The sequence below is a fragment of the Planococcus maritimus genome, assembly GCF_001592825.1.
GTDB lineage: Bacteria > Bacillota > Bacilli > Bacillales_A > Planococcaceae > Planococcus > Planococcus maritimus_C.
Genome location: NZ_LTZG01000001.1, coordinates 114,883 through 137,133, shown reverse-complemented (window position 1 = coordinate 137,133; position 22,251 = coordinate 114,883). Strand labels below are relative to the sequence as shown.

Annotated in this window: 23 protein-coding genes; 13 read left to right on the top strand and 10 right to left on the bottom strand. The window is 46.4% G+C overall.

Annotation, left to right across the window (positions count from 1 at the left end; translation table 11 throughout):
• Nucleotides 1-64 precede the first annotated feature (64 nt).
• From AY633_RS00710 to AY633_RS00685, 6 genes are all read left to right on the top strand, one after another.
• Nucleotides 65-2,893 (top strand): 2-oxoglutarate dehydrogenase E1 component, encoded by a 2,829-nt coding sequence (locus tag AY633_RS00710; RefSeq protein WP_068485644.1) that lies wholly within the window; start codon nucleotides 65-67, stop codon nucleotides 2,891-2,893.
• A 24-nt stretch (nucleotides 2,894-2,917) separates the two neighbouring features.
• Complete coding sequence (gene odhB / locus AY633_RS00705; protein ID WP_068485642.1) at nucleotides 2,918-4,204, top strand: 2-oxoglutarate dehydrogenase complex dihydrolipoyllysine-residue succinyltransferase; 1,287 nt, start codon at nucleotides 2,918-2,920, stop codon at nucleotides 4,202-4,204.
• 109 nt (nucleotides 4,205-4,313) lie between these two features.
• Nucleotides 4,314-4,883, top strand: a complete 570-nt coding sequence (locus AY633_RS00700; protein ID WP_260804396.1) for a DedA family protein — start codon at nucleotides 4,314-4,316, stop codon at nucleotides 4,881-4,883.
• A gap of 76 nt (nucleotides 4,884-4,959) precedes the next feature.
• Entirely contained in the window at nucleotides 4,960-5,157 is a 198-nt protein-coding gene (locus AY633_RS00695) for a DUF6501 family protein (RefSeq protein WP_068487832.1), read from the top strand.
• 55 nt (nucleotides 5,158-5,212) lie between these two features.
• Nucleotides 5,213-6,070, top strand: coding sequence for an AAA family ATPase (locus AY633_RS00690; protein ID WP_068485637.1), 858 nt, complete (start codon nucleotides 5,213-5,215; stop codon nucleotides 6,068-6,070).
• Nucleotides 6,071-6,241: 171 nt separating this feature from the next.
• A complete protein-coding gene (locus tag AY633_RS00685; RefSeq protein ID WP_249929369.1) occupies nucleotides 6,242-7,936 on the top strand; it encodes a vWA domain-containing protein in 1,695 nt (564 codons plus the stop codon).
• A gap of 48 nt (nucleotides 7,937-7,984) precedes the next feature.
• Here AY633_RS00685 and AY633_RS00680 read toward each other — a convergent pair whose 3' ends face one another.
• Nucleotides 7,985-9,154 (bottom strand): toxic anion resistance protein, encoded by a 1,170-nt coding sequence (locus AY633_RS00680; RefSeq protein WP_068485633.1) that lies wholly within the window; start codon nucleotides 9,152-9,154, stop codon nucleotides 7,985-7,987.
• A complete protein-coding gene (locus AY633_RS00675; protein ID WP_068485631.1) occupies nucleotides 9,129-9,833 on the bottom strand; it encodes a 5-bromo-4-chloroindolyl phosphate hydrolysis family protein in 705 nt (234 codons plus the stop codon). Before AY633_RS00675 ends, AY633_RS00680 begins: the two co-directional genes overlap by 26 nt.
• Before the next feature lie 414 nt (nucleotides 9,834-10,247).
• Between AY633_RS00675 and AY633_RS00670 the strand changes: the two genes are divergently transcribed.
• From AY633_RS00670 to AY633_RS00660, 3 genes are all read left to right on the top strand, one after another.
• Nucleotides 10,248-10,448: a cold-shock protein gene (locus AY633_RS00670; RefSeq protein ID WP_033541967.1), complete on the top strand. Its 201-nt coding sequence runs from the start codon at nucleotides 10,248-10,250 to the stop codon at nucleotides 10,446-10,448.
• 114 nt (nucleotides 10,449-10,562) lie between these two features.
• Nucleotides 10,563-10,790: a cold-shock protein gene (locus AY633_RS00665; RefSeq protein WP_260804395.1), complete on the top strand. Its 228-nt coding sequence runs from the start codon at nucleotides 10,563-10,565 to the stop codon at nucleotides 10,788-10,790.
• 24 nt (nucleotides 10,791-10,814) lie between these two features.
• Nucleotides 10,815-11,291, top strand: a complete 477-nt coding sequence (locus tag AY633_RS00660; RefSeq protein WP_068485629.1) for a YkvA family protein — start codon at nucleotides 10,815-10,817, stop codon at nucleotides 11,289-11,291.
• 64 nt (nucleotides 11,292-11,355) lie between these two features.
• Here the strand turns inward: AY633_RS00660 and AY633_RS00655 are convergent, their stop codons facing one another.
• Both AY633_RS00655 and AY633_RS00650 read right to left on the bottom strand, forming a co-directional pair.
• A complete protein-coding gene (locus AY633_RS00655) occupies nucleotides 11,356-12,963 on the bottom strand; it encodes an ABC-F family ATP-binding cassette domain-containing protein (RefSeq protein WP_068485627.1) in 1,608 nt (535 codons plus the stop codon).
• 106 nt (nucleotides 12,964-13,069) lie between these two features.
• Nucleotides 13,070-13,303 (bottom strand): hypothetical protein, encoded by a 234-nt coding sequence (locus tag AY633_RS00650; RefSeq protein ID WP_068462468.1) that lies wholly within the window; start codon nucleotides 13,301-13,303, stop codon nucleotides 13,070-13,072.
• Between the two features lie 85 nt (nucleotides 13,304-13,388).
• Between AY633_RS00650 and AY633_RS00645 the strand changes: the two genes are divergently transcribed.
• Nucleotides 13,389-14,567, top strand: coding sequence for an MFS transporter (locus tag AY633_RS00645; RefSeq protein WP_068485626.1), 1,179 nt, complete (start codon nucleotides 13,389-13,391; stop codon nucleotides 14,565-14,567).
• Here AY633_RS00645 and AY633_RS00640 read toward each other — a convergent pair.
• The gene (locus tag AY633_RS00640) at nucleotides 14,551-14,850 is read right to left on the bottom strand and encodes a hypothetical protein (RefSeq protein ID WP_068485624.1); all 300 of its coding nucleotides are present in this window, start codon (nucleotides 14,848-14,850) and stop codon (nucleotides 14,551-14,553) included. The two genes, AY633_RS00645 and AY633_RS00640, sit on opposite strands and share 17 nt — an antisense overlap.
• Nucleotides 14,851-15,342: 492 nt before the next feature.
• Nucleotides 15,343-15,873 carry a peptide-methionine (S)-S-oxide reductase MsrA gene (msrA, locus tag AY633_RS00635; protein WP_068485622.1) on the bottom strand — a complete coding sequence of 177 codons (531 nt, stop codon included), beginning with the start codon at nucleotides 15,871-15,873 and terminating at the stop codon, nucleotides 15,343-15,345.
• A gap of 227 nt (nucleotides 15,874-16,100) precedes the next feature.
• Between msrA and AY633_RS00630 the strand changes: the two genes are divergently transcribed.
• The 3 genes from AY633_RS00630 to AY633_RS00620 all read left to right on the top strand — a co-directional run bounded on the left by AY633_RS00630 (nucleotide 16,101) and on the right by AY633_RS00620 (nucleotide 18,780).
• Nucleotides 16,101-17,045 (top strand): LCP family protein, encoded by a 945-nt coding sequence (locus tag AY633_RS00630; RefSeq protein WP_068485620.1) that lies wholly within the window; start codon nucleotides 16,101-16,103, stop codon nucleotides 17,043-17,045.
• A 57-nt stretch (nucleotides 17,046-17,102) separates the two neighbouring features.
• The gene (locus AY633_RS00625) at nucleotides 17,103-18,293 is read left to right on the top strand and encodes an AI-2E family transporter (RefSeq protein ID WP_068485618.1); all 1,191 of its coding nucleotides are present in this window, start codon (nucleotides 17,103-17,105) and stop codon (nucleotides 18,291-18,293) included.
• Nucleotides 18,294-18,360: 67 nt separating this feature from the next.
• Nucleotides 18,361-18,780 (top strand): sporulation protein, encoded by a 420-nt coding sequence (locus tag AY633_RS00620; protein ID WP_068462455.1) that lies wholly within the window; start codon nucleotides 18,361-18,363, stop codon nucleotides 18,778-18,780.
• A 90-nt stretch (nucleotides 18,781-18,870) separates the two neighbouring features.
• On the opposite strand, the gene AY633_RS00615 is transcribed toward AY633_RS00620, so the two are convergent.
• The 4 genes from AY633_RS00615 to AY633_RS00600 are packed head-to-tail and all read right to left on the bottom strand — an operon-like array spanning nucleotide 18,871 to nucleotide 22,200.
• Nucleotides 18,871-19,620, bottom strand: coding sequence for an energy-coupling factor transporter transmembrane component T family protein (locus AY633_RS00615; RefSeq protein WP_068485616.1), 750 nt, complete (start codon nucleotides 19,618-19,620; stop codon nucleotides 18,871-18,873).
• Nucleotides 19,601-21,037, bottom strand: a complete 1,437-nt coding sequence (locus AY633_RS00610; protein WP_260804393.1) for an ABC transporter ATP-binding protein — start codon at nucleotides 21,035-21,037, stop codon at nucleotides 19,601-19,603. The genes AY633_RS00615 and AY633_RS00610 overlap by 20 nt, the downstream gene beginning before the upstream one ends.
• On the bottom strand, nucleotides 21,024-21,605 hold the full coding sequence (locus tag AY633_RS00605; RefSeq protein ID WP_068485612.1) for an ECF transporter S component: 582 nt from the start codon (nucleotides 21,603-21,605) through the stop codon (nucleotides 21,024-21,026). The genes AY633_RS00610 and AY633_RS00605 overlap by 14 nt, the downstream gene beginning before the upstream one ends.
• A complete protein-coding gene (locus AY633_RS00600; RefSeq protein WP_068485610.1) occupies nucleotides 21,598-22,200 on the bottom strand; it encodes a YkoF family thiamine/hydroxymethylpyrimidine-binding protein in 603 nt (200 codons plus the stop codon). Before AY633_RS00600 ends, AY633_RS00605 begins: the two co-directional genes overlap by 8 nt.
• Nucleotides 22,201-22,251: the final 51 nt, after the last annotated feature.

The following is a 22,251-nucleotide window of genomic DNA, read 5'->3' as shown; positions in this document are numbered from 1 at the left end:
CTAAAATAGGAAAGACCTATAAATAAAAGTGAATGCCATAAGGCAAATAGTTGGAGGTTATTCAATGTCTACCAATCAACCAGACACAAAATCCCCATGGAATTCCATAACCGGACCGAACTTGGGCTATGTAATGGAGATGTACGAACTTTATCAAGAGTCGCCTGAATTGATCGACCCTGAGTTTGCAGAACTATTCAAACAATATGGCCCTCCTGCCGAGCAACCGGCTGTACAGACTGGAGATGCTACAGGTGCCACTGCTAGTGCAGCAGTTGAACCAAACCGTTTTGAAAAAGTGCTTGCAGCGGTCCATTTGGCAGAAGCCATTCGCGCACACGGTCATTTGGCTTCGGATATCTATCCGTTGAAAGATCAGCCGCGGGATACAGAGAGATTGGAGATTTCGAAATACGGCTTGACCGAAGCTGATTTAAAAGATGTCCCGGTATCCCTGATCCTGGAAAATGCTCCAGCAGAAGTGAAAAACGGTTTGGATGCAATCAATTATTTGAAATCACTTTATACAGACAAGATCGCTTATGAATTCGCGCATGTAATCCAATTGCAGGAACGCAGCTGGATCCAGTCGAAAATCGAAGCGGGCGATATGAAACCGAAACTCGATGCCGACAAGAAAAAACAGGTATTGGATCTTTTGACGCGCGTTGAAGGATTTGAGAAGTTTGTCCACCGTACATTCGTCGGGCAAAAACGTTTTTCTATTGAAGGTGTCGATTCGCTTGTCGTCTTGATGGATGAACTTGTCCGCATGTCTGAATCTGCAGGGACTGAAAACATCATGATCGGCATGGCCCATCGTGGGCGTTTGAATGTCCTGACACATATCCTCCACAAACCGTACGAAATGATGTTTGCTGGATTTGCCCATGTTGGCGATGAGGCATTTCTTCCGGAAGACGGATCGCTTGAAATCACTAAAGGCTGGTTTGGCGATGTGAAATACCATATGGGCGCAACCCATAGTTCGAAAGCGGGCACGAAAATCAAACTTGCCTATAACCCTTCTCACTTGGAAGTCGTCAGTCCGATTGTGACAGGTCAAACGCGCGCCGCGCAGGAAATGGCAGATAAGAGTGGGTTAGCTTCTCAGGACCCGAATAAAGCTTATTCAATTCTCGTGCACGGTGATGCCGCATTCCCAGGACAAGGCATCGTAACAGAAACCTTGAACTTCAGCCGCATCAAAGGTTACCAAACCGGTGGATCGATTCATATCATCGCCAATAACCTGATCGGTTTTACAACGGAGCAGCACGATTCCCGTTCAACCCATTATTCATCCGACCCTGCCAAAGGGTTTGAAGTTCCGGTATTGCACGTCAATGCAGACGATCCAGAAGCCGTCTTAGCGGTAGCCCGTCTAGCGTTTGAATACCGTGAGAAGTTCGGCAAAGATATCTTGATTGACTTAATCGGCTACCGCCGCTATGGCCATAACGAAATGGATGAGCCTTTAGTGACGAACCCGATGATGTACCACGGTGTTCATCAACATGATTCAGTACGTGAATTGTATGGAAAACAATTAGCGAACGAAAGTGTATTGTCAGAGGACGAGGTTAAGAAGTTAGACACAGACGTCCAAAAAATGATGCAAGAAGCGTATGACAAAGTTAAAGAAAACAAATCCGATGATCATCCGAAAGTGGAGATGCCGGAAACTGTTTTGAACGGTTTCCCGGAAATCGAAACAGGCGTCGCTAGAGATGTTCTTGAAAAAATGAACCATGAACTTTTGTCTTGGCCACAAGACTTTTCCGCGTTCGGGAAACTGGCGCGTATCTTAAAACGCCGCGAAGAGCCATTCAAAGGAAAAGGGAAGATCGATTGGGCCCATGCTGAAACATTGGCGTTTGGAGCCATTCTACAAGAAGGCAACCCGATCCGCCTGACAGGTCAGGATGCACAGCGTGGAACGTTTGCACACCGTCACCTCGTCTTGCACGATGAGAAAAACGGCAATGAACTTGTTCCTCTTCATCATATTTCCGACTCGAAAGCATCATTTGTCGTCTACAACAGCCCGTTAAGTGAGGCGTCGATCCTCGGTTTCGAATACGGATATAATGTAGAAAACGACAAAGCTTTGGTCATTTGGGAAGCCCAGTACGGGGATTTCGCCAATATGGCACAAGTCATGTTCGATCAGTTCATTTCATCTGGCCGTGCAAAATGGGGCCAAAAATCCGGTCTTGTCATGCTGCTTCCGCATGGTTATGAAGGACAAGGCCCGGAACACTCCAGCGCACGTCTCGAACGTCATTTGCAAATGGCTGGGGAAAATAACTGGACAGTAGCAAATCTTTCCAGCGCAGCGAACTATTTCCACATTCTGCGCCGTCAGGCCAAAATGCTTGGAGAAGAAGCCATTCGTCCGTTAATCATCGTGTCGCCGAAATCACTTCTGAGACATCCACTTGTCGGAGCTGAAGTCGATCAATTGGCAGAAGGCAAATTCGAGACGATTATCGAACAGCCGGGCATGGGGCAGGATGAGAAAAAAGTAAAACGTCTGCTATTTGCCAGCGGAAAGATGGCCATCGATTTGGCAGAACGCGTCAAAGATGGGAAAGGCTACGAATGGGCACATATCGTTCGCGTCGAACAATTGTATCCGTTCCCGGCCGAAAAAATTAAAGCGATTGTCGACCGTTATCCAAATACCAAGGAATTGGCCTGGGTACAAGAAGAGCCGCAAAATATGGGATCTTGGACATTCGCAGACCCTTACTTGCGTGAACTCGCAGATGGCAAAGAAGTAAAATATTATGGACGCATGAAACGCCAAAGCCCTGCAGAAGGCGACGGCGAAGCGCATAAAGTCGAACAGGCACGCATCATCGATGAAGCTTTAGCTAAATCGAAATGATGAACTTTTAAGGAGGAATTAATTGTGGCAGAGATCAAAGTACCGGAATTAGCAGAATCGATTACAGAAGGAACGATCGCCCAGTGGCTCAAGCAGCCAGGCGATACAGTAGAAAAAGGAGAATTCATCGTTGAACTTGAGACAGATAAAGTCAATGTGGAAGTCATCTCTGAAGAAGCGGGCGTCGTTCAGGAGTTGCTTGCAGAAGAAGGCGATACAGTAGAAGTCGGACAAGTCATCGCGACAGTCGGCGAAGGCTCTGGCGAAGCGGCAGCTTCAGCGCCTAAGGAAGACACTAAAAAAGAAGAAGCACCAAAAGAAGACCTTGCTAAAGAAGAAGCGAAACAAGAAGCCCCTGCAGACCAGGAAGCTGCGCCTACGGAAGAAGAGAGCAGTTCTTCAGACCGTACGATCGCAAGCCCTGCTGCACGTAAATTGGCCCGTGAAAAAGGTATTGACTTGGCTTCCATTACGCCAGTAGACCCAATGGGCCGCGTACGCGTCCAAGACGTTGAAGCGCATGCTTCTAAACCGGCTACATCACCGGCTCCAGCGAAACAAGAAGCGCCGAAAGCTTCCGCATCTGCAGCGCCTTCTTCTGATGAAGAAAGCGGCCGCGTTGTGCGTCAAAAAATGACGAGACGTCGCCAAACGATCGCTAAGCGTTTGCTTGAAGTAAAACAATCGACAGCGATGTTGACAACGTTCAATGAAATCGATATGACCAATGTCATGGAACTGCGCAAGCGCAAGAAAGACAAATTCCAACAAGACCATGACGTCAAACTTGGATTTATGTCATTCTTCACAAAAGCAGTTACCGCTGCATTGAAAAAATACCCATACGTCAATGCGGAAATCGATGGCACAGATGTGCTCTTGAAACAGTTTTATGATGTAGGGATTGCTGTATCGACTGAAGAAGGCCTTGTCGTGCCGATCGTCCGCGATACGGATAAAAAGAACTTTGCAGAAATTGAAGCATCTATCGGCGAATTGGCAACAAAAGCGCGCGACAAGAAATTGTCAATTGGCGATATGACCGGCGGATCGTTCACGATCACTAACGGCGGTGTTTTCGGTTCCCTATTGTCTACACCGATCTTGAACGGTACGCAAGTCGGGATTCTCGGCATGCACACAATCCAGAAACGCCCGATCGCAGTTGGCGACAATGTTGAAATCCGTCCAATGATGTACGTGGCACTATCGTATGACCACCGTGTCATCGATGGCAGCGATTCGGTTGGTTTCTTGAAAACAGTCAAAGAATTGATCGAAAATCCAGAAGATCTATTGCTTGAATCTTAAGTTACCATACTAAAAGACAGCTCCGTTGCGGGGCTGTCTTTTGTTGTGGGATAATGTGGATAGAGACGGGGGATTTTGGATGGAGCTGGATTTTTTATGGGAATTAGCGATGAGATACGGGTATTTAAGCATGTTCTTGGTGAATTGGCTTCTGCTGTTTGGTCTGCCAATTCCAAATGAATTCGCTGCTGCATTCTCGGGCGTCGTGACGGAAACGAGTGATTTCGAGCCGTTTCCTGCCTTTTTATCCGCATACAGCGGCTTGATTACGAGCAATTTGTTTGCATACGGGCTTGGATGGCTGTTTGGCCATCGATTGATCGAATGGCTGAAGACGACTTTGTTACACAGCGGTATCGAACGATTCCAGCAGTTTTTAGCTTCTAAAGGCAGTTGGGCGATCGCTTTTAGCTTTTTTCTCCCAGGAGTACGCTGGGCGATGCCTTATGTGGTAGGGGCCGACCGCTTTCCCCTAGGCCGCTATTTATTGTTCGCGCTCCCTGCCGGATTTGTCTGGACATTGGCCTATTTCTCGCTAGGCCGCAGTTTTCCATATGCTTATGAAGCGATTCTCGGTCAACTTCAATGGTTGTTAATCGCCTTATCGATTGTTGCCGTATTAAGTTTGCTGGCTTATTTAATTATTGTTCGTAAAGGTCGCAAGGATGGGCAAATTTGAATTCCCGGATATTTTTCCTTATACTGAGGAGAGTGGAAAAACATCAAATTCTAATGGACAGAAAAGGATGATCTCGATGATACATACTAATTGGCTGGAAAAAGAAACCGTTCGCACCGTAACGTGTAAGCATACGGATGCCGCCAAGTTTTTGGTGTCGAATGTGCTGACGGTTGGACAGCAATACGATGTGAAAAACGAAACGGACGAATTCTTGTTTGTCATCGACAACACAGGTAAAGTCGGCGGCTATTACAAAACTTATTTCGAGTGATCAATGAAAACCGATGATATCATCGGTTTTTTCTATGGAGATAGGAGTGAAGCAGATGACGATTATTGATGAAGAAATTAAAAAAAGAACACAGCGAAACCATGCAGAAGCTGCTAGCTTAATTGGCGAAGGAGGCTATATCCCTCCAGACGACAATTTATGGAACGACATCCTGACGGCGGTTGTTTTGAAAAAACCGGTTCTATTGAAAGGGCCGACCGGAGCAGGAAAAACGAAGCTTGCCGAAAGTATCTCCAGCTCTTTTCAGCAGCCAATCCAAAGCATCAACTGTTCGGTTGATTTGGACGCGGAAGCGTTGCTTGGTTTTAAAACTTTAGTGCAGCGTGATGGGCAAAGTGCCATCGAATTCGTGGAAGGGCCTGTTGTGACTGCGATGAAACAAGGCCATATTTTATACATCGATGAGATCAATATGGCGAAGGCTGAAACTTTGCCGATTCTTCACAGCGCACTTGACTATCGCAGAATGATGACGAATCCATTCACAGGCGAAGTAATTCAGGCACATCCTGACTTTTCGGTTGTGGCAGCAATCAACGAGGGATATATCGGTACCTCGCCGATGAATGAAGCATTGAAAAATCGCTTTATTTCCTATCCAGTTCCTTATTTGTCCGGGGAACAACTTCGGGATTTGTGGAATAGGGAGTTTCCGAATGCTGATCCGAAGCTGAAAACCTTCATGCTAGATTTGGCATCAGATTTGATGAAACAAGTGGAGACGGGCCTCATGTCAGAAGAAGCCGCTTCAATCCGAAGCTTGCTCGATGCGACAGCACTTGCTCTTCATATTGATCCATTGCGCGCTGTCCGCTACGCCATCGCTGAAAAGCTAGATGACGAAAGTGAACGAGAGTTGCTAATGGATTTGGCGAATACGTGGCGAAAGTAGGGATGCAGGATGACTTCAATCAATCGCTTTATCCAATTTAATAACGAAACGGTTGATACGAGGCTCCTGAATCGGATGGAACAGCTTGCGAGAGCGTTATCATCCGCGCCTTACCTAAGGCTGACCACAAGGAAGCTCTGGGAATTTAGGCCATCGGAAGGTGCAGTTTCCATGAGCGTATTCTGGCGCCATCGCCCAAAAGAGATTGAACGTGCTGGATATCTATCCGATATTTATTTAGTGAGTGCCGGATTTTGGCGCCATTTCCATTTGGGTTCTTGGCGGCGTTTTCAGCAGGCAGAGACTAGTTTGCCAGAATTGGCTGAGCAATTGCTGCTGATGGCAGAAGAATTTCGATTGAGTGACCGCATTGTAGCGGAACGCCCAGGGACCAAACACGCGTTTGACGTGAGAGAACAAATCGTTTCCGGGTTTCATTCCGACCAGCTAGAGCAAAATCGCAAAAAAGGGTTTTGGGCAGATGCTTTCCTAAATGCCGCTTATTTGAAATTGCGCGGCCAAGAGGTAAGTTTGAGCGATGAATTGGATCCTTTGTTCTTAATATGGACAGAATTGTTCAGTGCCGACTCCACGGAAGACTCTGTCCGCACCATCCATAAGGTCTTGCCACAGCTGGAATATTTACTGGGGGCCGATGCGCTCCATACGTATTATACGTTCGGGGAACCGGCCGATAAAACACCGCCACCAAGGTATCATGAAGGCATTGAAGCAGATCAATCTGAAGAAGAAGAAGAAATTGATACGATTGAAGAATGGTTCCAATCGTGGCATCGCGAGACCGAATTGAATGATGCGGCAGCTCTGGAGTATGAACTCGAGCGCGGTGATTCAAAGCTTGCTGATGGCGGCAGGGAAGATGAGGGCGCTGGGGAAGTTGAACAAACCGGATCTGGTGAATCGCAAGGCGAACACCGTGAAGACAATTTAGCTGATGAACAGAGAAAAGATGAAAAGAAACCGAAAAAAGCAAATGGCCGTTTCGGCTCTGCTAATGACGGTGTCGTTTATTATGAATCGCGCATTGAGGCTTTGCCTTTAGACCGCCAGCAGTTGCAGCGTTGGCGCAGCCAACAAGCGCCATTCGTGCGCGCGTTGCTGAAGGAAATGCAAAAGCGCATGCAGCAGCGTATTGAAAGCGAGCGGACGAATTTGCATGCTGGTCGGTTATCGAAAAACTTATTGCCGCTCGTTACCGACGAGCGACCAAAGCCCTTTTACCGTAAGACCGCGCCTTCAAAACAATTGGACGCAGTATTTAGCTTAATGATCGATGGGTCCGCATCAATGATTGACAAGCTCGACGAAACGAAGCAGGCCGTGTTGTTGTTTCATGATGTGCTCAGGGCTCTTAAAATTCCGCATGAAATGGCTGTTTTTTACGAAGATGCCTATGAGGCGGGGGATGCCCAACAACCCAATTATTTTGAATGGCTGCATAAATTCACTGATGGCTCGTCCGACCATGCAGCAGAAATTCTTTCGCTCGATGCCCACGAAGACAACCGCGATGGGTTTGCGATTCGCTGGATGGCCGATCGCTTGAAAGTGCGGCCGGAAAAGCATCGCTTCATGCTGGTTTTTTCAGATGGAGAACCATCTGCCTATAATTATGCCGACAATGGCATTATCGATACATCACAGGCGGTTTCAGAAACCGAGAAAATGGGGATCGAAGTGATGCATCTATTCCTGAGCGGGGAATCGACAAGCGAAGAGCAAGCTGCATTTTATCGGATGCTGTACGGCAACAAGTCGGTCAGCGCTGATTCGCTGGAGCAGTTTGTCGAACAGACATTGCGTTTATTGAAACGCACCTTGCATTTGGTCGTACAGTCATCATAAAAATCATCTGAAAAACCCCCTCCGCGCTTTTTTGCCGAGGGGGTTTGATCAGTTCTTTTCTTGTCCGTCGTGAATGGCGAGCAAGCGCTGCTTCAAGTCTTCTTCCATGCGGCCAATTTCCAGCTCTGCCGCTTTGCGGTTGCGTCGGCCTTCAGCCTGAATTTTCAAAGTCTCTTCAATCGTTTCAAGCAAATTCTCTTGCGTTTGCTTTAAAGTCTCGATCTCGACGATGCCGCGCTCATTTTCCCGTGCGGTTTCGATTGAGTTCATTTTAAGCATTTCTGAGTTTTTCAAAAGCAGCTCGTTTGTCGTAGCGGTTACTTGTTTTTGCGCCTCGACTGCTTTCATTTGTTTGTTTAAAGTTAACGCGATGGCAATCTGGTTTTTCCATAATGGAATGGATGTCATGATTGACGATTGGATCTTTTCGGCAAGTGTTTGGTTGGTCTGCTGAATCATGCGGATTTGCGGTGCGCTTTGGATGGTGATTTGGCGCGACAATTGCAGGTCATACAGGCGTTTTTCCAAACGGTCGACATATTGGACCATATCGTTCACTTCCTGATAGGCCATCTGATCATTAGAGGCTTCGGCTTTTTTCCGTAGAGCGGGTATCGTTTCGTTCATGATCTCGTCACGCTTGATTTCAGCTGCTGCGATATAGACGTTCAAGGCCTGGAAGTAAGTTTTGTTCTGGTCATATAATTGCTCGAGCATTTGGACATCTTCTAATAATCCCCGTTTTGAGTGATCGAGCTGAATGCTGATGCGATCAACTTGCGTGCTCAACTTTTGGTATTTGCTCATCATTTCCTGAACCGAGTACTTGGCGCGGTTAAACACTTTTCGAAGCCCTTTTTGCTTTTTCTGTGTCAGTTCCTCGGGATTCAATTGTTCGAGTTTTTTCATCAAATCATGAAGGACGTCGCCGACAGGACCAATATCTTTCCGCTGTACATGGTCGAGCATTTTATGGGAAAACTGGCTCAGCTGATTTTGAGCATTCGCGCCGTAGGTTAGAATGGCTTCGTGGTTGCCGGTCGGGATCTGTTTGGCCAGTTCACGCGCCTTATCCTGCTCTTCAGCACTCAAGCGGTCGAGCAGTGCAACTGGTTGTCCTTCCGTTTGCGCTAATTGTGTTTGCTGGGATGAGGGCTCCATGCCAAAAGGGGTTCCTAATAGTTCATCCAACTCATTTTTCGTCTGGTTGTTGGTCATTTTCCATGTCTCCTTTACGTTCGATTTGCTGTTGATGGTCAATCGATCTCGTCTGGTGTTGGTCGACAGCGAGGCGAGCATAATCGAGTTCCATGCGCAGTTGCTCGACATCGGTAGACAGGACGCGTTTTAGATCCGCTTCCATTACATGTTGCAATGACCGCAGCATTTCGCGAGTATCTTGCAAGGCAATGCGCATTTCCATGTCTTTTACAGGCTGTCCTACCAATAATGTATATTTTCCGGTCAATTCGATGGCTGAATCTAAATGGGAGTAGAAGAATGGCTCAGCCAGATAAAATTTACGCGGATTTTGCTGTACGATGAGCAAGATTTTATTGGCGATTTTGACCATGTCCATCAATTGTTTAAATGAGGAAATGGACCGCACTTTATAATATTGGCTTTGCAAAGTTTTTATTTTTTCTTTGCCTTCCTTAATTTGCACACGAACATGTCGGTATTCGCTCCTGGTCATACCGAGTTGCTTAGAATCGCTTGATAGCTGGTATTGCTTTAGCGATGTATTGCTGGCAATATAAGTGCCGGCAGCAACGGCACCAGAGGCGAGGAGTCCGATTTCTGCGCCCAAATAAAGGATTGGAAACATAGCGGACATGAGAGGGAGGCTGACCGATTGTCTTTTAATGAAGTTTTCGATCGGCTTGACTGGTTTCATGCTATAACCTCCTTAACGGCTACTAAACTATACGTGCAACGCAAGAAAAAGTTTCATCAGGCGCATTTCTATCCCTTATTTTACGTGAATGGCAGAACCAATACAAACTTCTGGACTGTGTATCGACTAGCGCATAAATCCTTTACAAATTCCCATATATTTGGCACAATGTTGATAAGGAATTAAACCGAAATAAAAAAAGTGAGTTGGAAAAATCAGAAAGTTTTTAGATTTGTTTGACTTTTGTACTCAATTTGGTATAATTAAGGTAATTCAACATATGAACTTCCGCAACAGCTATTCACATATTCCCAAAAGTGATCAGCACGTGTCGGTACTTTTGGGAATATGTGAATTTTTTTTATGAAAGTTCGCATATTGAAAAATTTTGTTTACCACAGGAGGTAATTTAAGATGCAAGAAGGTACAGTAAAATGGTTTAACTCAGAAAAAGGTTTTGGCTTTATCGAAGTTGAAGGCGGCGACGATGTATTCGTACATTTCTCAGCTATTCAAGGCGAAGGCTTTAAAACACTTGACGAAGGACAACGCGTAGAATTTGAAGTAGAGGAAGGCAACCGCGGACCTCAAGCTACTAACGTAACTAAACTTTAATTCTCCAATCCAAGAACTGCCCTTGTGGCAGTTCTTTTTTAATGCATTTATGGAGCGATAGCCATTGTTTAATCCTGCTGCCTTTTCGGGTATATCTAAAATAGATTGCCAAGAATGATAGAGGGGGATAAATCCATGCAAGGTAAAGTGAAAGAGTTTAATGATGATAAAGGATTTGGCTATATCGAAGGTGATACAGGAGAAGTGTTTTACTTCGAAACCATCAATATCAATGAAGAAGGCTTCCGCCGCTTCATGCCGAATCAGCACGTTGAGTTTACCATTTATGACGGGGCGCCAGGAAAAGAGCGTGTGGCGACAAATGTTACATTGGTGTTCTAAATGCCGGATGAAGGGGGAACATATATGGAGAACGAGTATTTAAGCAAACCATTGCCAAGTGAAGAAAAACAACGGGATTTCTATCAAAAGCTACGGGTTAAAGTACACAATTGGCTAGAGAATAAATCTTCGAAAATGGATTCTGCCGCTCAGTTTGTCTTGTTTGCGCCAGACCTTTTTCATCTATTGACTCGCCTATTGCTCGATAGCCGAATCGATAAGAAAAGCAAAGCTTATGTCGGGGCAGGCGTACTGTATTTCATGGCGCCCATTGATTTTCTTCCGGAAATCCTCGTTGGCCCAGGAGGATTCATGGACGATGTAATCGTCGCGGTATATGTCATCAATATGGTGTTGAACCGATTCCCGAAAGAAGTGGTGACAGAACACTGGGCAGGCGATGAAGATCTTTTGAAAGTCCTCAGCAAACTGGCGAACTCTGGTGACCGGTGGGCTGCGAAATTGCCGGCTGGAAAAGCCGTGAAGCGCTTTTTGAAATAAATGAAAGACATATAAAAACCCCTCAGAAATTTTCATTTCTGAGGGGTTTTGGCGTACTCGTAACTTATTTGGCAATGCCTTGCGTTTCTTTCCATTCCAAAAATTCATCATACGTCAATTGCTTATCAAGAATCGAACCATCTTCTTGAATTTCGATCACGCGATTGGCAACGGTTTGGATAAACTGATGGTCATGGGAAGTGAAGACCATGGCGCCTTTGAATGCAATCATGCCGTTATTCAAGGCTTGAATCGATTCGAGGTCCAAGTGGTTAGTTGGTTCATCCAATAATAGAACATTGGCATGGGCCAACATCATTTTCGATAGCATGCAGCGTACTTTTTCGCCACCGGACAATACAGAAGGTTTCTTTTTGACTTCTTCACCGGAGAACAGCATTCTACCGAGGAAGCCGCGGAGGAAGGTTTCGCTTTCGTCTTCAGGAGAGTACTGGCGCAGCCATTCCACTAAAGAAGTCTCGCTGCCTTCGAAGTATTCAGTGTTGTCGATTGGCAAATAAGCACGTGAAGTCGTAACACCCCAACGAGCTGAACCTGAAGCCGGTTCGTCTTCTTCGGCAAATACACGAAGAAGCGCTGATTTCGCCAATGGATCACCCATCAAAACGATTTTGTCGTCTTTGTTCATATTAAAGCTGATGTTGTTCAATAATTGATTGCCATCAACGGTTTGGCTTAAGTCTTTCACTGTCAATACATCATTGCCGATTTCACGGCCGATGGTGAAGTTGACAAACGGATATTTGCGGGAAGATGGGCGAATATCGTCCAACTCGATTTTATCGAGCATTTTCTTCCGTGAAGTTGCTTGCTTCGATTTCGAGGCATTGGCGGAGAAGCGGGCGATAAAGGCTTGAAGCTCTTTGATTTTTTCTTCTTTTTTCGCATTCTGGTCGGATGCCAAACGTGTTGCCAATTGGCTGGATTCATACCAGAAGTCGTAGTTGCCGACATAGAGCTGAATTTTCCCGAAATCGAGATCGGCGATATGCGTACAAACTTTGTTCAAAAAGTGGCGGTCATGCGAGACAACGATAACAGTATTGTCAAAGTTGATCAAAAACTCTTCCAGCCATTGGATCGCTTTCAAGTCCAAATGGTTGGTCGGCTCATCCAGTAGTAGTACATCTGGTTTGCCGAATAGAGCTTGTGCCAAAAGCACTTTAACTTTATCGGATCCGGATAGTTCCGACATTTTCTTGTCGTGAAGATCCTCGGTAATACCAAGTCCTTGCAATAGGATGGCAGCTTCCGATTCAGCTTCCCAGCCGTTCAATTCTGCGAATTCGCCTTCGAGTTCAGCGGCACGCATGCCATCCTCGTCGGAGAAATCTTCCTTCATATAAATGGCATTCTTCTCAGACATGACCTCGTAAAGTTTTTTATGGCCCATGATGACCGTCTCAAGGACTGCATGCTCTTCATATTCAAAATGGTTTTGCTTCAAAACGGCTAAGCGTTCGCCTGAACCCATAGAAACATTTCCGGATTGTGCTTCAAGTTCACCGGCAAGAATTTTGATGAACGTCGATTTGCCGGCACCGTTTGCACCGATTAAGCCGTAGCAATTGCCTGGGTTGAACTGGATGTTGACATCTTCAAATAATTTGCGATCGCCAAAACGCAAAGATACATCATTTACTGCTATCATTATTATTCGTCCTCCTAAAATTCACAATATGAATAGTATAACACGAATGTGCTTTAAACCGGTAGCGTTCAAAGCCTGTGTCGGATAAACTAATATAGGATAAGTGTTAGCGGCTTTTTCTTTGCAAATACGCGTCCAATTGGCCAAATTCTTTGTTCAGAAGGTACTCCATCTGTACATACTCACGCCTGCCCGGTATATGTTCCGGCGTCAGGCCTTTCATGGAATAAATAAAGTAATATCCGCCGATTTGGCGGAACAACACAACAACGTGTGGAAATTCATCAAAAGTGGCTTTTATATTATATCGTTTTGCGTAGCTCCAATTTATGAGCTTCATCCAGCAACCCGCCTTTCGAGTCTTATTTTAAGGCAAACGGCGGCAGGAACACAAGTTTGGTGCTGAGGGATAAGGAGAGAAGCAAATGAGGAAAGTTGGAAAAAAGTCAACTCTAGCAGGCGTCATTTTCGCCATTCTTTTAGTAGCGCTTAATTTAAGGCCGGCCATTTCTTCGATCGGCCCGATGCTCGAGCCGATCCGGGCGGATTTGTCATTAACCAATGGGCAAGTCAGTTTATTGACCGCTGTTCCGGTTCTTTGTATGGGATTGTTCGCGCCATTTGCGATCGTTTTCAATCGCCGCTTTGGCTTTAAGCGTTCCATCGGGTTTCTATTGGCCATCATTGGCTTGTTTACTTTAGGACGAGGTTTATGGCCAAGCTATTTTAATTTATTGCTTAGCTCGTTTTTTATCGGCATCGCTATTGCCATTATTGGGCCGATGCTATCCGCTATGATCAAACGGGATTTTCCGAACCGAACGGCTTCCTTGATCGGTGTCTATTCATTTGGCATGGGACTCGGTGCAACACTGGCGGCAGGGTTCACGAGTGTTGTTTATGCGGCGTCTGGTTGGCCGGCTGGGCTTGCGATTTGGTCAGGCTTGGCACTTGCCGCTCTCATCGTCTGGCTGAGAACGGCTGAACCGAAGTCAGATTTGGACGGGCAAGTGGTGCCGGAAAGCACATTGATAATCGCAAGAAGCCCGTGGAAAAACTTGAAAGCATGGTATATGTTGTTGTTTTTCGGCTTCCAATCGGCTTTCTTTTTCTCGATGTTGACTTGGCTTGCGCCAATCGCGATCGACAAAGGCTTAAGCGTTCTTGCTGCAGGAGCGGTCGTCACTGTTATGACCGCGGTACAAATCGTCTGCAATATTTCCGTTCCGCTTCTTTTCAGCCGTTACCCGAATCGCTTCCATTGGGTATTAGCGGTACTGTCATTCGGAACTGTCGGCATTTTATTGCTGATGTTCGCGGGAACTTGGTCGGTATGGCTGGCGGCAGCGTTGATTGGCGTGGCACTCGGTGGTTTGTTTCCAATTGCCTTGCTATTGCCGCTAGATGCAACAGATTCGGCTGATGAAGCGAATAGCTGGGCTGCGATGACACAATCCGGCGGCTATTTGATCTCAGCATTTATGCCTTTTATCATCGGTGTAATATATGACAACACAGGCAATCACGATATTAGCTTATGGTTGTTCTTGTCATTTGTGTTCTTCATGATTCTCTTTGCTTATTTGCTCAATAGAAAAGCTTGATTGTTTGTTTTTCAGCCAGTGCAACAGCCATCCACGAAAAGTAAAGTGACAAAAGTGGGAACAAGATGGCCCAGGAAGCGATCATCATCTGCGGGATATCAGCTTCAGGAAGGATGATTGAAAAATACCAATAATTCAGTTCCAGAGCTGAGATTAGGGTGACAAGCGGGCCGATATAAACACGGCTCGACAAGAGGGCGGATACGACCCCCAGCAAAATGACAAGAGGTGGGAAGAGGAACAATTGCACAAAAAAGATGTCCAAGGTACTAAGCCAGTGCATGTTTTTGCCTCCTGTAGAACGCAAATTAACGGGAAACCCGCGTATTTTGATTTTAAACTAATCGAATAATCTGTCAATGGAAATGAATAGGAAGGCTCTTCTGATGGCTGCTCGCGCACGCTGTAGTATATGGCAAAATAAAAGCCGACGCATTAAGCGTCGGCTTTCCAGGCTGTCGAGAAAGTGATAAAGTCGTATTTTCCGAAGCTTATCGCACGACTCCGTGGGCTCGCGCCCAAGCCTCCTCAGCCGCTACGCGCCTTGCGGGGTCTCGGTCGTCTCGCTGATCCACAGGAAAGATAAGGTCGACCTACGGGAGACATTATCTTTGCGAAAGTAAAGCGCAGCATTATTGAGCAGAAGGGTTTACGAGCGAACGCTTCTTCAAATACTTACAGAGGTCCTTGACTGTTGAAGAAAGCAAAAGACGCTATTTTTTTCATAGCCGAGAGCAAACCATAGACTTCTTCAACACTCTGAAAAGCCGACGCATTAAGCGTCGACTTTCTTCCAGGCAGTATCTAAAAATTCGTCGCGTCCGCTTTCGGCGCGGTCTTGTGCGTAATGTTCCGGGTTTTTTAAATAAAAATCCTGATGATAGTCTTCTGCCGGATAAAAAGGCTCGGCCGGCTGGATTTCGGTGATGACTGGTTTGTTGAAGCGTCCGCTTTCATCAAGCTGTTTTCTTGAAGCAAGCGCTAATTCCCGCTGCTTATCATTGTGGACAAAAATCGCCGGTCGGTACGAAGCGCCACGGTCTTGAAATTGTCCGTCGTTATCGGTTGGGTCAATTTGCTGCCAAAAGATTTCCAGTAATTGCTCGTACGGGAAAACAGCAGAATCAAAGCTAATTTCAACTGCCTCTAAATGGCCTGAATCGCCACTTTTTACTTGTTCGTAGGATGGATTTGTCAAATGACCGCCGGTATATCCGGAAACTACGGATTCAATGCCGTCAAATTGGTCAAATGGTTTGACCATGCACCAAAAACAGCCGCCAGCGAATGTTGCTTTTTCAATCATGGAATTGCCTCCTTTTAATGAATGGGCAAGCAGTTCCTACTATAGAAGCGTGAACAACCTGAACAACTAGAGCGCATTTTTGTAATAGTAGAAGTAAGTGCCTAAGAATAAGAAGAATTTTACCATCCCGGTAACGTTGAGACAACGAAAACGTTCTGGTATGGCAACCTACAGCTAATCATATACGTCTAAACAAGTTGAACAGCTCAGAAAGGAATGGACCCATCATGGAACCACAATACGAAACACGACAAGCCAGAAAACGAAGAAAATTCCGCCCGGGAGGCAAACTTTTCTTATTATTGATCTTATTATTGCTCGGGACGGGAATTTATTTTTTCATTCAATACCAACAAGGACAAGACATAGCCGGAGAAACTGAGATTGAACCGGAACCATTTGAGGGGGATGAAAACAATAGCGGATACCAGAATATCCTCGTGCTTGGTGTGGATTCACGCGGCGAAGCGCAATCTCGGACAGATACAATGATGATGGTCACCCATGACCGCGAGAATAATGAAGTGAAAATCACGTCGTTCATGCGTGACATTTATGCAGATATTCCAGGCTACCAATCTTATAAACTAAACACGGCTTATTATTTAGGGGGCGTCGATTTACTGGCCTCTACCTTACGTGACATGTTCGGAGTCGAAATCCATAATTATGCGCTCGTCGACTTCCAGAGTTTTGAAACACTTGTCGACATCGCTGCGCCGAACGGTGTTGAAATTGATGTTGAAAAAGAAATGTCCGAAAAAATTGGTGTCAGCTTATCGGCAGGCGTCCAGGAATTGAATGGCCAGGAATTGCTTGGCTATGCGCGCTTCCGCTCGGATAACGAAGGCGATTTTGGACGTGTCCGACGCCAGCAGCAAGTCATCGCCGCATTAAAAGACGAATTGATCAGCGTCTCGTCGATTCCGAAACTTCCAAAGCTCGCAGGAGCGGCGCAGGCTTATGTGCAGACCGATATGCCTTTGGTAGACCAAATTAAATTGGCGACACAGCTGGGTACTGGAGGCAGCGGCGAAATCGAGCGCTTGACGATCCCAGTAGAAGGCGGATATAGCTATGCCAATTATCCGCAAGCCGGTTCGGTTTTGGAAATCGACATCGAGCAAAACCGTCGTGCGCTGGAACAATTTTTGTCCCAGCCACTCAACTAATTTGTCAGATAATATGATAAACTATAGGTAGAAGCCTATAAAAAGAAGGGGATTGCCATGCCGCCAGATGACAATAGACCGCCATTTTTCGCCACCAACTATATTCGCTTTCTTGGTGGGCGCAATTCACTATTTACTTTACTCATGTTGATTTTGATCGGGTTGGTCGTGTTCATCTTCCGGGAAGTGTCGTTCATTTTCAATCCGCTTAACGTTTTCATGAAAACGGTCGTTTTGCCAGTGGTCCTGGCGCTTATTTTGTATTATCTGTTGCGCCCAGTGCTGCGTTTGTTGGAGCGATTCAAAGTTCCGCATATCTGGGGCATATTGATTATCTTCCTCGGAGGAATCGGCCTTTTGACGTTGTTGAGCGTCCTGGTGTTTCCTTTCTTAAGAGGTGAGTTTCAGAATTTGGTGGAGGAATTTCCGGACTATTTCATGCGTTTATTGAACAATCTCGACCAGTTCTTGCGCAATTCCATTTTCGGCAATTATTACAGGGATTCAAGTTTCAATATCGAAGAGTTGATCGCCACTTTGCCAACTGGTATCGCTGATACACTTCAAGCTACCGTGACGGGCATCATTACGCGAGTCACCAGTTGGATTTCGACCATTACCGGCGTCATCTTATCGATAGTCATTGTCCCGTTTATCCTGTTTTATTTATTGAAGGACGGCGACAAACTTCCAGGATATTTCCTGAAGCTATTGCCTCCACGATTCCGTGAAGACACGAAAGAAGTGCTTCGGGAAGCGGATAAGCAATTAGGGGCTTATATCCAGGGCCAGCTTATCGTTGCGTTTTGTATCGGCGTTATGGTCTATATCGGCTTTTTGATCATCGGCATGGATTATGCGCTCCTGCTTGGCGCGCTCGCGATGGTGACAAGTGTCGTGCCATACATTGGTCCAGCGATTGCCATTACGCCCGCCGCGATCATTGCGCTTGTGACGTCACCGTTCATGTTAGTGAAACTGGCAATCGTCTGGACGGTTGTGCAGCTGGTGGAAGGCAATTTGATTTCGCCGCAAGTGATGGGCAAGACAATGTATATCCATCCAGTCACCATCATTTTTGTGTTGCTGACTGCTGGATCGCTGTTTGGCATTGTCGGGGTCATTTTAGGAATCCCGATGTATGCTTTATTACGGGTTATCATCAGCCATTTGTACAAGTTGTTCAAAAGACGTTACAATCGCTATGAGACCAATTTGGACAAACAATACGACTATACTGAACTTTAAGCTTTCTGTTTGCAGAAAGCGCAATAGTGGTATGGAGAATTATCAAATTTTGGGGGTATAGATTTTTATGAAATTCAAAGACTTTTTATCTTCGATCGGCATCGGGTCGGTCAAAGTAGACACGGTAGTGGAGAGGCCGCATCTTGAAGAAGGCGAAACCTTGAACGGTACGGTCTATTTAGACGGCGGGAGCGGTGATCAAGAAATCGATTATATCGAATTGCAAGTGATTCGGTTGGTGGAAGATTACCGTGAAGACAGCGATTTCGATTTTTATGAAACGCCTGTCGCCAAGCAGAGCTTGGAATTTGCAGGTTCTGTCAAATCGAAAAACACCGTTATGCAGCAATTTGAGATTGTGCCAGATGAGCGTTGGGAGCTAGAGAATACCAATGCGAAATTGATCTTGCGTACCATTGTTCATGTGAAAAACGGCGTCAACGTACAGGACGAAGACGAAATCACTTATGGCAAGATCGACAGCTGAATTTCCACTATCGAAAGTCGAAGATAACTTTATTATGTAAACTAAAACCACATCCCCGCAATGATCAGTCATTGCGGGGATGTGGTTTATTCACGTCCAAAATATCGCGCTGCAACTTATGGTTAGCACCAGTGAGAATAGGGCGAACAATACGAAATCCTTTGGCGCTAGTGTGATTTCGCGGTAATGCGTTCTTGCTTCGCCGGTGAATGCTCGTGCCTCCATCGCAAAAGCTGCCCGCTCGGCTTTCCTGACAGCACCGGCAAGCAAGGGGATGAGCAATCGGCGCGATTCAGTTAAGCGTTTGAAGGTAGATGATCTAGAGCCTGTCCCTCGAATGCGATGTGCTTGCTGCAGCTGCACGAATTCTTTTTGGAGTACCGGAAGAAATTGATAGCTAATCAGCACGCTAAAAGCGAGTTTTGGAGACAATTTCCACTGTTGCATCAAACTTTGGATAAAATGGACCGGGTCGGTCGTAAAGGCAAATAACAAGGAGATGCTTGAAAATGCCAATACACGTAAAGACAAAGACCAAGCAAGTTCCCATTGCTGGACGGTGATGTCGATCGTTCCGATAGTCCATAGAACGGGGCTATCGCCGGACTGTCCGAAAACTAAGGTCGTCCAGAAATAACCGAATGCACCAATCAAAAAAGGCAGCATGGCAAGTGACCAGAGTTTCCAGTTGGTTTGACTGAGTAGTAGCTGAAGCAAGACGACGCCCGTAAAGAACAAGAGAGGGGTCCATGGGTTAAAGAAAAACGCCAATATCAATATGCACGCTGTGACAGCCAAAAACTTCATGCTTGGATTCATTTCATGCAAAAGCCGGCGCATAAAGATCCCCCTTTTTCGGCATATGGAGGCGATACTCCGCCAATAGCGCAGAATTTGAGAAAAGTTCCTCGGGCTGGTACGGGCCGGACAAGATGCCGTCTTTCATCAAGTGGACTTTGTCCGCAATGCTCGAGGCAAAATTCATATCGTGCGTCACTACGACCAAGGCACAGCCATCCTGCGCGCGGCTTTCGATTTGGCGATAAAGCTCCGTCAATGCCTTTAGGTCTTGTCCAGCGGTCGGTTCATCCAGCAGCAGCACCTGACGCTCATCAGCGAGCATCGCGCCGATGGCCACGCGGCGCTTTTGGCCGTGGCTTACGGAAAATGGATGGGCTTGAGCGATTGTTCTCAAGTCCAGTGCGGTCATTAGATGTCGCAGCTTTTCGGCAGAAGAGTTTCCGGAAAACGCTAATTCTCCCTCTACGCTCTTCGACAAAAACAATTGCTCGGGCGACTGAGGCACAAAGCCTACGCGCATTCCTGTAATAGTTCCGGCATCAATTTTTAAGATGCCGCATAGCGCTTTCAGCAAGGTCGATTTGCCGCTTCCATTTGGTCCAGCAATAACTGTGACTTCACCGGATTGTAGCTGGAGATCAATATTTCGAAGGATTGATTTCGAAGCATAGGAGACACAAACGCCCGATGCCTCGAACAATACTTTTTCGCGGATCGCTGATGTCCGATCTGGCAATATAGGAGCGTCTCTTTCTGTGAACAGCTGGTCTTTTCGAATCGTGCCATTTTCCGAAAGGGCAATTTCCCGCTCGAAAAATGATCCCCATAATTCCAGTTTGTGTTCGACAGCGACGACCGCAATGCCACTTTTCTGCTGCAGATGATTTAACCAAGAAATAAATTCTTTTGCCGTCAACGGGTCAAGATGGGCAAGCGGTTCGTCGAGCAATAGACATTCAGGCTCCATGATCAGTGCACAAGCTGTAGCGATGCGCTGTTTCATTCCGCCCGAGAAGCTCTGAATGACCCCATGACGCAGGTCCTCGAGGCCCGTCAAATGCAAGATTCGGTCGATACGTTGTGGCATTTCTTGCCGGGGCACTTGAAGATTCTCCAATGTGAACGCGAGTTCTTCCTCGACTGTCGGCATGCAAAATTGGCTATCGGGATCTTGAAACACCGTCGCTATTTTCCGGTTGACTTCACCGGAATCATAGTCCTGTGCCAAACGCCCAAAGATCCGGACAGCTCCAGACACTTCGCCATCGCAATTATGCGGGTACAGCCGGTTCAGCACATAAAGAAGTGTAGACTTGCCACAACCGCTGGGCCCTGTAATAACCAGTCGCTCTGTTGGGTTAATTGTGAGCGTGATATGGCGCAAGGTCGGCTCTAACAAATCCGGAAAGCGAAAGCTAAAATCATCCACTTGAAAAATCGGCTCAAGCACGGGCATCACTCTTTTCGGCTTTGGCGATGGCATAGCCGCGGAGTGAGCCGGTTGCAAGCAGTGAATCGGCGATGTATTTGCCGCCAATGCCTGCGATAATCGCACCGCTCAAAACGCGTAGCGTAAACATCAAAGCGACGAAGGACGGCTCCAAGGCGGCATAACCCGATAGGAAGTAGCCGTAAATAAAACTGAAAATACCAGCACCTGCTCCTGCTAGCATCAGGATGGCTAATTGAAAATGACGATAGCGAGTCAGCGCGAATGCAGCTTCAGCACCGAGCCCTTGAATAATGCCCGACAAGATGAGCCTTGGCCCAATTGCATTGCCGAGCATCACTTCAATGGCAGCCGCCAAGGTTTCGGGCAGTAAAGCGGCGCCAGGTTTTCTAATGATGTACATCGAAATGATTGAGACGATGAACCAGATGCCAAACATCCATTCATAGGCGAGTGGCCCGATAACGCCTGCCCATAAATTGCCGATATGCAAAAACAGCAAGTAGACGATGCCGAAGACGACGCCAAACAAGGACATCAAGACAATTTCTTTTAGTTTCCAGCCTTTAAGCATGTGGATCACCTGTCGTGTGGGAAGGACTGTTAAGACTCATGGAGACGGTCATCACGAGGTGCGGGTATTGATCAGAGCGTGCTTCTGAAAAACTCGCTTCGTAAAAAGAAAAGACCTCGTGAATATCCCCGTGAATGCCACTCGCATAATGCATGGAATCGTTCCATACGCCAAATTCCTTGGCACGTTCCACTTCGCGGTAAATGACTTCCATGTAGTCGGGATTGTTCATCGGATATAGAGCAAATTGAGACGACACGTATTGCGGGGTGCTGTCTTGGTTTACGGGTTCATCCGGTGCGTCTAAATACACATCACCTGCCGTATCGCCAGGACACCCGGCTGAGAAAGTGCCGGACATGGCAATGTGTTCGCCTGTCTTCGCGGCGTGGAGCGCCAGTGCCTTTGCGACATTGAAAACGTGCCGTTGTTTGCCGCGGATAACTGTTGAAACATCATCGGTCTGCATCCAAACGTGGGACGTGTCGGTCTCTTTTAACGCCCCTTTAATAATACTGATGAAATGGCCGCTCATCGGATGCAAGGAAAAGCGAAATCCGATGATTGGGCTGGTGCCGCATGAATATGGTTCCATATGGAATCCCTCCTAAAAATATGCACAAAAAAGCCGCATCCGTGAAGATGC